Annotated in this window: 12 protein-coding genes; 5 read left to right on the plus strand and 7 right to left on the minus strand. The window is 61.3% G+C overall.

Going from position 1 to position 13,559, the window contains the following annotated elements; genetic code table 11:
* Positions 1 to 42: 42 nt before the first annotated feature.
* On the minus strand, positions 43 to 1,200 hold the full coding sequence (locus PSH81_RS04355; protein ID WP_305392071.1) for a phospholipase: 1,158 nt from the start codon (positions 1,198 to 1,200) through the stop codon (positions 43 to 45).
* A gap of 235 nt (positions 1,201 to 1,435) precedes the next feature.
* Here PSH81_RS04355 and kdgD point away from each other — a divergent pair, with 235 nt between their 5' ends.
* From kdgD to PSH81_RS04380, 5 genes are all read left to right on the plus strand, one after another.
* The gene (gene kdgD / locus PSH81_RS04360; RefSeq protein WP_192297694.1) at positions 1,436 to 2,347 is read left to right on the plus strand and encodes a 5-dehydro-4-deoxyglucarate dehydratase; all 912 of its coding nucleotides are present in this window, start codon (positions 1,436 to 1,438) and stop codon (positions 2,345 to 2,347) included.
* Between the two features lie 54 nt (positions 2,348 to 2,401).
* Positions 2,402 to 3,847, plus strand: a complete 1,446-nt coding sequence (locus PSH81_RS04365) for an aldehyde dehydrogenase family protein (RefSeq protein ID WP_305392072.1) — start codon at positions 2,402 to 2,404, stop codon at positions 3,845 to 3,847.
* Between the two features lie 183 nt (positions 3,848 to 4,030).
* On the plus strand, positions 4,031 to 5,395 hold the full coding sequence (locus PSH81_RS04370) for an MFS transporter (RefSeq protein ID WP_192297692.1): 1,365 nt from the start codon (positions 4,031 to 4,033) through the stop codon (positions 5,393 to 5,395).
* Between the two features lie 11 nt (positions 5,396 to 5,406).
* Positions 5,407 to 6,960, plus strand: coding sequence for a galactarate dehydratase (gene garD, locus PSH81_RS04375; protein WP_305392073.1), 1,554 nt, complete (start codon positions 5,407 to 5,409; stop codon positions 6,958 to 6,960).
* Positions 6,961 to 7,085: 125 nt separating this feature from the next.
* A complete protein-coding gene (locus PSH81_RS04380; RefSeq protein WP_192297690.1) occupies positions 7,086 to 8,027 on the plus strand; it encodes an AEC family transporter in 942 nt (313 codons plus the stop codon).
* Between the two features lie 110 nt (positions 8,028 to 8,137).
* On the opposite strand, the gene PSH81_RS04385 is transcribed toward PSH81_RS04380, so the two are convergent.
* From PSH81_RS04385 to gatC, 6 genes are all read right to left on the minus strand, one after another.
* On the minus strand, positions 8,138 to 8,521 hold the full coding sequence (locus PSH81_RS04385; RefSeq protein WP_124527480.1) for a carboxymuconolactone decarboxylase family protein: 384 nt from the start codon (positions 8,519 to 8,521) through the stop codon (positions 8,138 to 8,140).
* Complete coding sequence (locus tag PSH81_RS04390) at positions 8,518 to 9,597, minus strand: calcium/sodium antiporter (RefSeq protein ID WP_192297836.1); 1,080 nt, start codon at positions 9,595 to 9,597, stop codon at positions 8,518 to 8,520. The genes PSH81_RS04385 and PSH81_RS04390 overlap by 4 nt, the downstream gene beginning before the upstream one ends.
* A gap of 24 nt (positions 9,598 to 9,621) precedes the next feature.
* Positions 9,622 to 9,993 (minus strand): septal ring lytic transglycosylase RlpA family protein, encoded by a 372-nt coding sequence (locus PSH81_RS04395; protein WP_192297689.1) that lies wholly within the window; start codon positions 9,991 to 9,993, stop codon positions 9,622 to 9,624.
* 160 nt (positions 9,994 to 10,153) lie between these two features.
* Complete coding sequence (gatB, locus tag PSH81_RS04400; protein WP_226456475.1) at positions 10,154 to 11,599, minus strand: Asp-tRNA(Asn)/Glu-tRNA(Gln) amidotransferase subunit GatB; 1,446 nt, start codon at positions 11,597 to 11,599, stop codon at positions 10,154 to 10,156.
* 10 nt (positions 11,600 to 11,609) lie between these two features.
* Positions 11,610 to 13,061, minus strand: coding sequence for an Asp-tRNA(Asn)/Glu-tRNA(Gln) amidotransferase subunit GatA (gatA, locus tag PSH81_RS04405; protein WP_192297687.1), 1,452 nt, complete (start codon positions 13,059 to 13,061; stop codon positions 11,610 to 11,612).
* Positions 13,062 to 13,077: 16 nt separating this feature from the next.
* The gene (gene gatC, locus PSH81_RS04410) at positions 13,078 to 13,365 is read right to left on the minus strand and encodes an Asp-tRNA(Asn)/Glu-tRNA(Gln) amidotransferase subunit GatC (RefSeq protein WP_192297686.1); all 288 of its coding nucleotides are present in this window, start codon (positions 13,363 to 13,365) and stop codon (positions 13,078 to 13,080) included.
* Between the last annotated feature and the right edge of the window lie 194 nt (positions 13,366 to 13,559).

A 13,559-nucleotide genomic window follows, 5' to 3' on the forward strand; every position in this document is an offset into this window, starting at 1 on the left:
CTCCCACATTTTGATCTCCAGTGTCTCGGATGGCGTGTTTACTTAACTGGCCGGTTGGTTGGGCTTGTAGTCCTTGAGCAACAGATACGTACTCCACCCCCACCAATCATCCGTCCAGTGCTTGTCGTTCAGGTCATTCACGTCCTTGCGGCGCAGCACCTTGTTACCCTCCATCTTGAACAGTGGCGAAAAGTTGTTCGCCGGGTTCTGTACGGCGTTCAAGTCGGGCACATACAACGGCGCCTTGAAATTGGCCGGGGAGGGCGCCACGCCGCTGATAAACGTTTCGAAGACTTCATCGGCTGAGGCCTGCACCGCACGTTTGACTTGCGTCCGATTGTCCGCATCGATGGCGTCGAAGTAGCGTTTGTCCCCATACGCGTGCCATTGATCCCCCAGCGCATTGCGCACCTTGAGCCCGAACTTGCTGTCTTCGTCGTGCATAAAGCGGCTGATCAGCGAACCCAGCTCACCCGGCGTGACCACGGCGGCCAGCTGTTTGCGTGGAACGCGCAAGTGCCCGGCGGAAAACAGGTCGGTCAAAAAGTGATCGGCAAAACTGTTCATGGCGTAGGCCAGTTCCAGTGCCTGGTCGGTGCCGGTCTGATGCGCCACCACCGCCTGCTGCAAGGCCGCCGTGTGCCCTGCCAGATACGCCGACAACGCCCACTCGCCGAAGTGGTCGGCATTGTCGGCCGCCAACTTCAAATAACGCCCCAATGGCACCAGGGCCGAAACCACGCTGCCGCCGCCGGTGATGCGGTTCCACTCTTCGGACAACGTATCACCGAGTGCGTCGTAGGCTTCATGGGCTTGCTTGCCGTCCCTGATCGCCTGGTTGACCGCATTGATCTCCTTTTGCATCACCGCGAGGATCTTGCCTGCTTCCTCTCGCGAGGCCGGCAACACCGCCAGCGAGTTGAACGCGGCCGTGAAGCGTTGCACGCGTTCGGCAGGGGAGGCGCCATCGCTGATGGGCTGGCCCGGGATGCCATAGAAATCACCGCCCAACGCAATCATCTGGCCGTAGGTCAGTGCCAGCCCGTTGGGCAGGTGCAACTGCACTTGTCGGGCTGGGATGGCCGCAGCGTCCTTGGCGAAACGCAACAGGGTATCGTCGCCGATGGCAGTGTGTTCGCCGCCTTCGAAGCGCAGGACAGGAGGGTTTTTTACGGGTGCTGCGAGTTCAAGACCTGACATGTTAGCTCCTTGCTATGTCGTAGGAATCTTCCTTAATAACTGTATGTATATACAGTTATCGCAAGCATAGAGGAATACTTTCCTACGTCAAGCGCAGATGCAGAACACCCACTCGTGGATCAACGTCGACGAATTGCAGTTGACGAATCTTTTTATAGTTGTACGATGACGTACGACATCATCAAAACCAACAACAACCTTTCGCCAGAAAGTCTTTGCCCAGGGTGTTCGAATAATGAATCCACAAGAACTGAAGTCCATCCTCTCCCACGGCCTGCTGTCTTTTCCCGTGACCGATTTCAACGCCCAGGGTGATTTCCACCAGGCGGGTTACATCAAACGTCTGGAGTGGCTGGCCCCTTACGGCGCCACGGCGCTTTTCGCTGCCGGCGGCACCGGTGAGTTTTTTTCCCTCGCCGCCAGCGAATATTCCCAAGTGGTGAAGACCGCGGTTGATACCTGCGCCACCAGCGTGCCGATTCTTGCCGGTGTCGGTGGTTCGACCCGCCAGGCCATCGAGTACGCCCAGGAAGCCGAACGTCTCGGCGCCAAAGGCCTGTTGCTGCTGCCGCACTACCTCACCGAAGCCAGCCAGGACGGGGTTGCCGCCCACGTTGAAGCCGTGTGCAAATCGGTAAAAATCGGTGTGGTGGTGTACAACCGCAACGTCTGCCGCCTGACCGCACCACTGCTGGAACGCCTGGCCGAACGCTGCCCGAACCTGATCGGCTACAAAGACGGCCTGGGCGACATTGAGTTGATGGTCTCGATCCGCCGTCGCCTCGGTGATCGTTTCAGCTACCTCGGCGGCTTGCCGACTGCAGAGGTTTACGCCGCTGCCTACAAGGCCCTGGGCGTGCCGGTGTACTCCTCGGCGGTGTTCAACTTCATCCCGAAAACCGCGATGGACTTCTACCACGCGATTGCCAAGGACGATCACGCCACGGTCTCCAAGATCATCGACGACTTCTTCCTGCCTTACCTGGACATCCGTAACCGCAAGGCCGGGTATGCCGTGAGCATCGTCAAGGCTGGCGCCAGGATCGCCGGCTACGACGCAGGCCCGGTGCGCACCCCGCTGACCGACCTGTTGCCGGAAGAATATGAAGCCCTGGCCGCGCTGATCGACAAGCAAGGCGCGCAATAACTTATCTACAAGGCCGCTGAGAGATCAGCGGCCTTTTGCGTCAGGAGAAGATTCGTGTCCCAAGCCCAGCGTTTTGAAAACTACATCAACGGCCAATGGGTGGCCGGTGCCGACTATTGCGTCAACCTCAACCCGTCGGACTTGTCCGATGTGATTGGCGAATACGCCAAGGCCGATGTCAGCCAAGTCAACGCCGCCATCGATGCGGCACGCGCCGCCTTTCCGGCGTGGTCCACCTCGGGGATTCAGGCGCGCCACGATGCCCTGGATAAAGTCGGCAGTGAAATCCTCGCCCGCCGCGAAGAGCTCGGCACGCTGCTGGCCCGAGAAGAGGGCAAGACCCTGCCCGAAGCCATTGGCGAGGTGACCCGTGCCGGCAACATCTTCAAATTCTTCGCCGGTGAATGCCTGCGTTTGTCCGGTGACTACGTGCCGTCGGTGCGCCCGGGCGTCAATGTTGAAGTGACCCGCGAAGCCCTCGGCGTAGTCGGCCTGATCACCCCGTGGAACTTCCCGATCGCCATCCCTGCGTGGAAGATCGCCCCGGCCCTGGCCTACGGCAACTGCGTAGTGATCAAGCCCGCTGAATTGGTGCCGGGCTGTGCCTGGGCCCTGGCGGACATCATCTCCCGCGCCGGTTTCCCCGCCGGCGTGTTCAACCTGGTGATGGGCAGCGGCCGTGTGGTCGGCGACGTATTGGTCAACAGCCCGAAAGTCGATGGCATCAGCTTTACCGGCTCCGTGGGTGTCGGGCGCCAGATCGCGGTCAGTTGTGTGTCGCGCCAGGCCAAGGTGCAGTTGGAAATGGGCGGCAAGAATCCGCAGATCATTCTCGACGACGCCGACCTCAAGCAGGCCGTCGAGTTGGCGGTGCAAAGCGCGTTCTACTCCACCGGCCAACGCTGCACGGCCTCCAGTCGCCTGATCGTCACCGCCGGTATCCACGACCAATTCGTCGCGGCCATGGCTGAACGCATGAAGTCGATCAAAGTCGGCCACGCCCTCAAAAGCGGGACCGACATCGGCCCGGTGGTTTCCCAGGCCCAGTTGGACCAGGACTTGGAGTACATCGACATCGGCCAAAGCGAAGGCGCGCGGCTGGTCAGCGGTGGCGGCCTGGTGACGTGCGACACCGAGGGTTACTTCCTCGCGCCGACGCTGTTTGCCGACAGCGAAGCCGCGATGCGCATCAGCCGTGAAGAGATTTTCGGCCCGGTGGCCAACGTGGTGCGCGTAGCCGATTACGAGGCGGCGCTGGCCATGGCCAACGACACCGAGTTCGGCCTGTCGGCGGGTATCGCCACCACCTCGCTCAAGTACGCCAACCACTTCAAGCGTCATTCCCAGGCCGGGATGGTGATGGTCAACCTGCCGACTGCCGGTGTGGACTATCACGTTCCATTCGGTGGCCGTAAGGGCTCATCCTATGGTTCGCGTGAGCAAGGTCGCTATGCGCAAGAGTTCTACACCGTCGTAAAAACCAGCTACATCGGTTCGTAACACGCACTACCTGTTGGCACCGGTTCCTGTGGGAGCTGGCTTGCCTGCGATAGCATCACCGGTGTGTGCCTGACACACCGAGGTGCCTGTATCGCGGGCAAGCCCGGCTCCCACATAAAAGCGGTCCTCAGAGACAACCAGACCATTACCCGCAAAAAAAATAATTAGTGGGAGTACTTCTACATGCAAGCGACCAAGCCGACCCACGTCCGCTATTTGATATTGCTCATGCTTTTTCTGGTGACCACGATCAACTACGCCGACCGGGCCACCATCGCTATCGCGGGCTCCAGCCTGCAAAAAGACCTCGGCATCGACGCGGTCACCCTCGGTTACATCTTCTCTGCATTCGGTTGGGCCTACGTGGCCGGGCAAATTCCTGGCGGCTGGCTGCTGGACCGGTTCGGCTCGAAAAAAGTCTATGCCCTGAGCATCTTCACCTGGTCACTGTTCACTGTGCTGCAAGGCTATGTGGGTGAGTTCGGTGTCTCCACCGCCGTGGTCGCGCTGTTTATGCTGCGCTTTATGGTGGGCCTGGCCGAAGCGCCGTCGTTCCCCGGAAATGCCCGTATTGTGGCGGCGTGGTTTCCTACGGCGGAGCGCGGCACGGCCTCGGCGATTTTCAACTCGGCGCAGTACTTCGCCACGGTGTTGTTCGCGCCGTTGATGGGCTGGATCGTCTACAGCTTCGGTTGGCAGCACGTGTTTATCGTGATGGGGGTGATTGGCATCCTGTTCTCGCTGATCTGGCTGAAAGTTATCCACAGCCCGCGCCAGCATCCGCTGATCAACGAAGCCGAGTTCAATCACATCGCCGCCAATGGCGCGATGGTCGATATGGACCAGGACAAGGGCAAAGGTAAGAAAACCGACGGGCCGAAGTGGGATTACATCCGTCAGTTGCTGACCAATCGCATGATGCTCGGTGTGTACCTGGGCCAGTACTGCATCAACGGCATCACGTATTTCTTCCTGACCTGGTTCCCGGTGTACCTGGTGCAGGACCGTGGCATGACTATCCTCAAGGCCGGTTTCATCGCCTCGTTGCCGGCGATCTGCGGGTTTATCGGTGGTGTGCTGGGTGGGGTGATTTCCGACTACCTGCTGCGCAAGGGCCATTCCCTGACCTTCGCCCGCAAGGCGCCGATCATTGGTGGCCTGCTGATCTCCAGCAGCATCGTGGCGTGCAACTACGTGGATATTGAATGGATGGTGGTGGGCTTCATGGCGTTGGCCTTCTTTGGCAAAGGCGTTGGCGCACTGGGTTGGGCGGTGGTGTCCGACACCTCGCCGAAACAGATCGCCGGCCTTAGTGGCGGCTTGTTCAACACCTTCGGTAACCTCGCGTCGATCACCACGCCGATTGTCATCGGCTACATCATCAGCACCACTGGATCGTTCAAATGGGCCCTGGTGTTTGTCGGCGCCAACGCGCTGGTGGCGGTGTTCAGTTACCTGGTCATCGTCGGCCCGATCAAGCGCGTAGTGCTCAAGGAGCCGCCGAGCAAGGGCCCTGAGCTGACCAATCTTTCCCAAGCGCATTCCTGAGGGGCGATGTAATGCAGTTGATTGAACATGCCGACTCGCCGCGCTCCATCCGTTTGCACGAGCGCGACAACGTGGTGATCGTGGTCAATGACCAGGGCGTACCGGCCGGGACCGAGTTCCCGGACGGCCTGGTGACCGTGGATTTCATCCCCCAGAGCCACAAGGTGACCCTGGAAGATATTCCCGAGGGCGGTCAGATTATTCGCTACGGCCAGACCATCGGTTACGCCTTGGCGCCGATTCCCCGTGGCAGTTGGGTCCAGGAAGATCAACTGCGCATGCCCACCGCGCCACCGTTGGACAGCCTGCCACTGGCCACCGAGGTGCCTGAAACTCAGGCACCGTTGGAGGGTTTCACCTTCGAAGGGTATCGCAACGCCGACGGCACCGTCGGTACGCGCAATATCCTCGGTATCACCACCACGGTGCAGTGCGTTACCGGGGTGCTGGACCATGCGGTCAAGCGCATCAAGGACGAGTTGCTGCCCAAGTACCCCCATGTCGATGACGTGGTGGCGCTGACCCACAGTTACGGGTGTGGCGTGGCCATTACCGCGACGGATGCCTACATCCCGATCCGCACCGTGCGTAACCTGGCCCGCAACCCGAACCTGGGGGGTGAAGCCCTGGTGATCAGCCTGGGCTGTGAGAAATTGCAGGCCGGGCAGGTGATGCACGACAACGACAGCTCGGTCGATTTGAGCGAGCCGTGGTTGTATCGGCTCCAGGATTCCAGCCATGGCTTTACCGAGATGATCGAGCAGATCATGGCCCTGGCTGAGACGCGCTTGAAGAAACTCGATCAACGCCGCCGCGAAACCGTGCCAGCCTCGGAACTGATCCTGGGCATGCAGTGCGGGGGCAGCGATGCGTTTTCCGGGATCACCGCCAACCCGGCGCTGGGTTATGCCTCGGATTTGTTGCTGCGGGCCGGGGCGACGGTGATGTTTTCCGAAGTGACTGAAGTCCGCGATGCCATCTACCTGCTGACTTCGCGCGCCGAGAGCAAGGAAGTCGCCGAGGAACTGGTCCGGGAAATGGACTGGTACGACCGCTACCTGGCCAAGGGCGAGGCCGATCGCAGTGCCAATACCACGCCGGGCAACAAGAAGGGCGGGTTGTCGAATATTGTCGAAAAGTCCCTGGGTTCGATCGTCAAATCCGGCAGTAGCGCGATCAATGGCGTGCTGGGTCCGGGCGAGCGCTTCAAGGGCAAGGGCCTGATTTTTTGCGCGACGCCGGCCAGTGACTTTGTTTGCGGCACCTTGCAGTTGGCGGCGGGGATGAACCTGCATGTGTTCACCACAGGGCGTGGCACGCCTTACGGGCTGGCGATGGCGCCGGTGGTGAAGGTGTCGACGCGCACGGAGTTGGCGCAGCGCTGGCCGGACCTGATCGATATCGACGCTGGGCGTATTGCAACTGGGCGGGCGAGCATCGAGGAGCTGGGTTGGGAGTTGTTTCACTTCTATCTGGACGTGGCCAGCGGCAAGAAGCAAACGTGGGCTGAGCATCACAAGCTGCATAACGACATCACCTTGTTCAACCCAGCACCCATTACCTGAGACCGCCGCGGACCTTGTGGGAGCCGGCAAGCCAGCTCCCACATATGATCAGCGTTGCCGGGACGAAGTGGGCTGCATGGCTTATCATTAGCCACCTAACGACGCTCACCAAGGTTCTCCCCGGCATGCTGGCAATTTTCCTCACCACCCTGTCCATCACCGCGCCGGTGTTTGCCATGCTGTTTCTCGGTGTGCTGCTCAAGCGCATCGACTGGATCAACGACAACTTTATCCACACGGCGTCGTCCCTGGTGTTCAACGTCACCATGCCGGCGCTGCTGTTTCTTGGCATCCTGCATGCCGACCTGCACTCGGCACTCAAGCCGGGTTTGCTGATCTATTTCGCCGTCGCCACGCTGCTCAGCTTTGCCCTGGCCTGGGGCTGGGCGCTGTTTCGCTGCCCGCGTGAAGACCGCGGCATCTATACCCAGGGCGCCTTTCGCGGCAACAACGGGGTGATTGGCCTGGCGTTGGCGGCCAGCATGTACGGCGATTACGGTATCTCCCTCGGCGCGATCCTCGCCGCGCTGGTGATCCTGTTCTACAACACGCTGTCGACCATTGTGCTGGCGGTGTACAGCCCGGTGATCAAGTCCGACCCATGGAGCATCTGCAAGAGTGTGGTGGCCAACCCGTTGATCATCAGCGTGATCGTGGCCACGCCGTTCGCGGTGTTCCAGATTGGCCTGCCGGGTTGGTTGGAGTCTTCCGGCCGCTATCTGGCAGACATGACCTTGCCGCTGGCACTGATCTGCATCGGTGGCACCCTGTCGCTGGCGGCGCTGCGTAAAAGCGGGAGCATGGCCTTGAGCGCGAGCCTGGTGAAGATGATCGGGTTGCCGCTGGTGGCCACGCTGGGCGCCTGGCTGTTGGGTTTCCGGGGTCCGGAGTTGGGGATTCTGTTCCTGTATTTCGGCGCGCCGACGGCCGCGGCCAGTTTTGTGATGGCCAGGGCAGCGGAGGGCAATCACGAGCTGGCGGCGGCGATTATCGTGATCACCACGCTGATGGCGGCGGTGACCACGAATATCGGGATTTTCGTGTTGCAGGCGGGTGGGTGGATCTGAATTTTGTGGGGGCCATTCGCGAGCAAGCCCGCTCCCACATCCGGCCGCGTTCTCAGGTTGAAGCTTGGCCAACTGGGGGAGCGGGCTTGCCCGCGAATGCTAGCTAGCCGTCACTGCTGATCGGCCTGATACGCCTCAATCACTTCCTGCGCCGCCCTGAACGCATCGATCGCCGCCGGTACACCCGCATACACCGCGCAATGCAGCAGTGCCTCGCGAATCTCTTCCACCGTACAGCCATTGTTCAACGCACCCCGTACGTGCCCCTTGAGTTCCTGCGGGCACTTGAGCGCGGTGAGGGCGGCGAGAGTGATCAGGCTGCGGGTCTTCAGCGGCAAGCCTTCGCGATTCCACACACCGCCCCATGCATGTTCATTGACGAAATCCTGCAACGGTTGTGTGAATTCGGTGGCGTTGCCCAAGGCGCGGTCGACGAACACGTCGCCCATGACCTGGCGACGCATTTCAACCCCGGACTTCTTCTGATCGGTCATTGCGATTCCCTCTTGTGTTGACGGCGCCAGGCTCGCAGCGTGCTGAACAACAGGAATGCCACCAGCACTGGCAGGACGTAATACAGCATCAGGTGTTCAAGCTTGGTGGCCAGCGGCATGCCAGTGGTGAACGACATCACATGCAGCCCATACGCCAGGTACAGGCCCAGCAGCACCAGGCCTTCGGCGCGGGTTACGCGGTAGCCGCTGTAGAACACCGGCAGGCACAGCGCCGCGGCGGCGAGCATCACCGGCAGGTCGAAATCCAAGGCATTGGGCGATACCGACAGCGGCGTGGGCGCCACCAGGGCGGTGAACCCCAGCACACCCAGCAGGTTGAACAGGTTGCTGCCGATCACGTTGCCCACGGCGATTTCCCGCTGGCCGCGCAGGGCGGCGATCAGCGAGGTCGCCAGGCACGGCAGGGAGGTGCCGACGCCGATCAGCGTCAGGCCGATGATGCGCTCCGACAAGCCCAGGTCCGCCGCTACATCCACCGCCCCAGCGAGCAGCAGGTGGCCGGCAAGCAGCAGGATCAGCAGCCCACCGACTATCAACAGCACGCTGCTCAGCCAGGGCGCGCGGGCCACGGTGTCCAGGGTGCGTGGGCGGCGAGAGTGGCGGGTCTGGTAGTGCAGCACGCCGAGGTAGGCGATCAGCGCGCTCAGCAACAACAGGCCATCGGCCGGTGTGAGTGCTTCATTGGCCGCCAGCGTGAACACCAGCAGCGCGGCGAGAATCATCACCGGGATGTCCAGGCGTACCAGCTGGCGCGAGACCCGCAGCGGGATGATCAGCGCCGACAGGCCCAGGGTGACGAGGATATTGAAGATGCTGCTGCCGATCACGCTGCCCACCGCGATGTCGGTGTTGCCTGCCAGGGTGGCTTGCAGGCTGACGCTCATCTGCGGCGCGCTGCTGCCGAAGGCGACGATCGTCAGGCCGATGATCAGTGGCCGCACCTTGAGGCTGGCAGCCAGGCGCACCGCCGCGCGCACCAGGATTTCGGCGCCGGTGATCAGCAGCAGCAGGCCGCCGACTAGTTCGAGCAGGCTCCAGGGGGAGAGGGCTGTCAGTAATCCGAAAATGGCCAGGGCTCCTCAGTTGCCAAGGGCTTGTACCCGCACGCGTGCGGTCCCGCTGCTGATCATGCCCAACTGCTCGGCGGCCTTGCGTGAAAGATCGATCAAGCGCCCACGGGTATGCGGGCCGCGATCATTGATGCGCACCACCACGGATTTGTCGTTGTTCAAGTTGGTGACCTTGACCTGGGTGCCGAACGGCAGTTGCCGGTGGGCGGCGGTCAGGGCGTTCTGGTTGAAGGGTTCACCGCTGGCGGTCTTTTTGCCGTGGTGCTTGGCGCCGTAATAGGAGGCGGTGCCGGTTTCGTCGTAGCCGTTGGGGTTGATGACGCCGCTGGCGCAGCCGGCCAACAGCGAGAACAGGGCCAGAAGGGCAAATAGACGCTGCATTTTCAAGGATACCCCCTTATCAAATGTGGGAGCGGGCTTGCTCGCGAAGGCGGTGTGTCAGCCAAGTATTCCTTCACTGATCAACCACCTTCGCGAGCAAGCCCGCTCCCACAAAGGGTCCGAGTTGAGCATGGGATCTCGCTCGGACCATTCGTCGCTATCAGCCTTCGAGCTTGCTTTTGAGCAATTCGTTCACCTGTTGCGGGTTGGCCTTGCCTTTGGAGGCTTTCATTGCCTGGCCCACAAAGAAGCCGAACATCTTGCCGCGCTTGGCTTCGTCTGCCGCACGGTACTGTTCGACCTGCTCGGCGTTGGCCGCGAGCATTTCGTCCAGCACGGCCGAGATCGCGCCGCTGTCGGTGACTTGCTTGAGGCCGCGGTTCTCGATGATCTCGTCGGCGCTGCCTTCACCGCTGGCCATGGCTTCGAACACGGTCTTGGCGATCTTGCCGGAGATGGTGTTGTCCTTGATGCGCAGCAGCATGCCGCCCAACTGCTCGGCAGTGACCGGGGCTTCGTCGATTTCCAGGCCCTGCTTGTTCAACAGGCTGCCCAGCTCGACCATCACCCAGTTGGCCGCCAGCTTGGCGTCACCGGCAATGCTCACGACTTTTTCGAAGTAGTTGGCTTGCTCACGGCTGGAGGCCAGCACGCTGGCATCGTAGACCGACAGGCCGAACTGCGCCTGGAAGCGCTCGCGTTTCTGCTGCGGCAATTCCGGCAGGGTGGCGCGTACGTCATTGAGGAACGCGTCCTCGATGACCACCGGCAACAGGTCCGGATCGGGGAAGTAACGGTAGTCGTTGGCTTCCTCCTTGCTGCGCATGGCGCGGGTTTCGTCTTTGTTCGGGTCGTACAGGCGGGTCTGCTGGATGACCTTGCCGCCGTCTTCGATCAGCTCGATCTGGCGACGCACTTCACTGTTGATCGCTTTCTCGATGAAGCGGAACGAGTTGACGTTCTTGATCTCGCAGCGGGTGCCGAACTCGACCTGGCCCTTTGGACGGATCGACACGTTGCAGTCGCAACGCAGCGAACCTTCTGCCATGTTGCCGTCGCAGATGCCCAGGTAGCGCACCAGTGCGTGGATGGTCTTGACGTAGGCCACGGCTTCCTTGGCGCTGCGCATGTCCGGTTCGGAAACGATCTCCAGCAGCGGCGTACCGGCACGGTTCAGGTCGATGCCGGTGGCGCCCGGGAATTCTTCGTGCAGGCTCTTGCCGGCATCTTCTTCCAGGTGCGCACGGGTCACGCCGACGCGCTTGATGGTGCCGTCTTCCAGAGGGATGTCCAGGTGGCCCTTGCCGACAATCGGCAGTTCCATCTGGCTGATCTGGTAGCCCTTGGGCAGGTCCGGGTAGAAGTAGTTCTTGCGCGCGAACACGTTGTGCTGGCCGATCTCGGCGTCAATCGCCAGGCCGAACATCACCGCCATGCGCACCGCTTCCTGGTTCAGCACCGGCAAGACACCGGGCATGCCCAGGTCGACCAGGCTGGCCTGGGTGTTGGGCTCGGAGCCGAACGTGGTGGCGCTACCGGAGAAAATCTTCGATTGGGTGGCGAGCTGGGTATGAATCTCCAGCCCGATCACGACTTCCCATTGCATAGTGTTCTCCTCAGAAGCCGGTAGGGGTGCGGGTGTGCCAGTCGGTGTGCAACTGGTACTGGTGCGCCACATTGAGCAGGCGGCCTTCCTGGAAATACGGGGCGAGCAATTGCACGCCCACCGGCAGGCCATCGACGAAACCGGCAGGCATGGACAAGCCCGGCAGGCCCGCGAGGTTGGCGGTGATGGTGTACAAGTCTTCGAGGTACGCAGCCACCGGGTCGCCATTTTTGGCGCCGAGCTTCCAGGCCGGGTTCGGCGTGGTGGGGCCGAGGATCACGTCGACTTCATTAAAGGCAGCCATGAAGTCGTTCTTCACCAGGCGACGGATCTTTTGCGCCTTGAGGTAGTACGCGTCGTAGTAGCCGGCCGACAGGGCGTAGGCACCGACCATGATGCGGCGTTGTACTTCGGCACCGAAGCCTTCGCCACGGGAGCGTTTGTACAGGTCGGTCAGGTCTTTCGGGTTTTCGCAGCGATAGCCGAAGCGCACGCCGTCGAAACGCGACAGGTTGGAAGAGGCTTCAGCCGGGGCGATCACATAGTAGGCAGGGATCGCGTGCTGATTGTTCGGCAGGCTGATTTCCTTGATCACCGCACCGAGCTTTTCCAGCTCCTTGACGCTGTTGTGCACCAGTTCGGCGATGCGTGGGTCGAGACCGGCGCTGAAGTACTCCTTCGGCACGCCGATGCGCAGGCCCTTGATCGACGTGTTGAGGCTGGCGCTGTAGTCCGGCACTGGCTCATCGATGCTGGTGGAGTCCTGTTGATCGAACCCGGCCATGCCTTGTAACAAAATCGCGCAGTCTTCGGCAGTGCGTGCCAACGGGCCGCCCTGATCGAGGCTGGAGGCGTAGGCGATCATGCCCCAGCGGGAAACGCGACCGTAGGTCGGCTTCAGGCCGGTGAGGTTGGTGAACGCCGCTGGCTGGCGGATCGAACCGCCGGTGTCGGTGGCGGTGGCCGCCGGCAGGAAGCGCGCGGCAACGGCTGCAGCCGAACCGCCGGACGAGCCGCCGGGCACGTGCTCCAGGTTCCACGGGTTTTTCACCGCGCCGTAGTAGCTCGATTCGTTGGCCGAACCCATGGCGAATTCATCCATGTTGGTCTTGCCCAGGGTCACGGCCCCGGCGGCAGCCAGCTTGGACACCACGGTGGCGTCATAGGGCGCTTTGAAGTTGTCGAGCATCTTCGAGCCGCAGCTGGTGCGAATACCCTGGGTGCAGAACAAGTCCTTGTGGGCGATTGGAGCGCCCAGCAGTGCGCCATTCTCACCGTTGGCGCGACGTGCGTCGGCGGCCTTGGCCTGGCTCAGGGCCAGCTCTTCGGTGAGGCTGATGAAGCTGTTGACCTGCGGGTCCAGTGCGGCGATACGCGCCAGCAGGGTCCTGGTCAGCTCTTCGGAAGAAAACTTTTTGTCGGCGAGACCGCGGGCGATCTCGGCCAGAGTCATGTGATGCATGAAAGGCTCTTTCCCTTTAGTCGATGACTTTCGGAACCAGATACAGGCCGTTTTCGACCGCTGGTGCGATGGACTGGTAGGCCTCGCGATTATTGCGTTCGGTCACGACGTCTGCGCGCAGGCGCTGGCTGGCTTCCAGTGGGTGAGCCAGGGGCTCGATGCCGTCGGTATTCACGGCCTGCATTTGGTCAACCAGCCCGAGAATGCTGTTCAGGGCTGCGGTGGTTTGTGGAATTTCGCTTTCAACCAGGTCCAGGTGGGCCAGGTGAGCGATTTTTTCCACGTCGGAGCGTTCAAGCGCCATGGGATTCTCCAGTGGAAAGGCGTCCGTGTGTTAGATTGTCGGAACACTACCGCATTTCTACGGTCATATGGCCGCGATTGTGGGGGTTGGTGCGTAGAAAGTCGGCCAATTTAGCACATTGGCGCCTTGCCCAAAATCCCTGTCGTTGTTAGAGTTTGCCGCACTTTTTTACCCACGCGTTGCCTAGGGTCCTT

Source organism: Pseudomonas sp. FP2335 (genome assembly GCF_030687535.1).
Taxonomy (GTDB): domain Bacteria; phylum Pseudomonadota; class Gammaproteobacteria; order Pseudomonadales; family Pseudomonadaceae; genus Aquipseudomonas.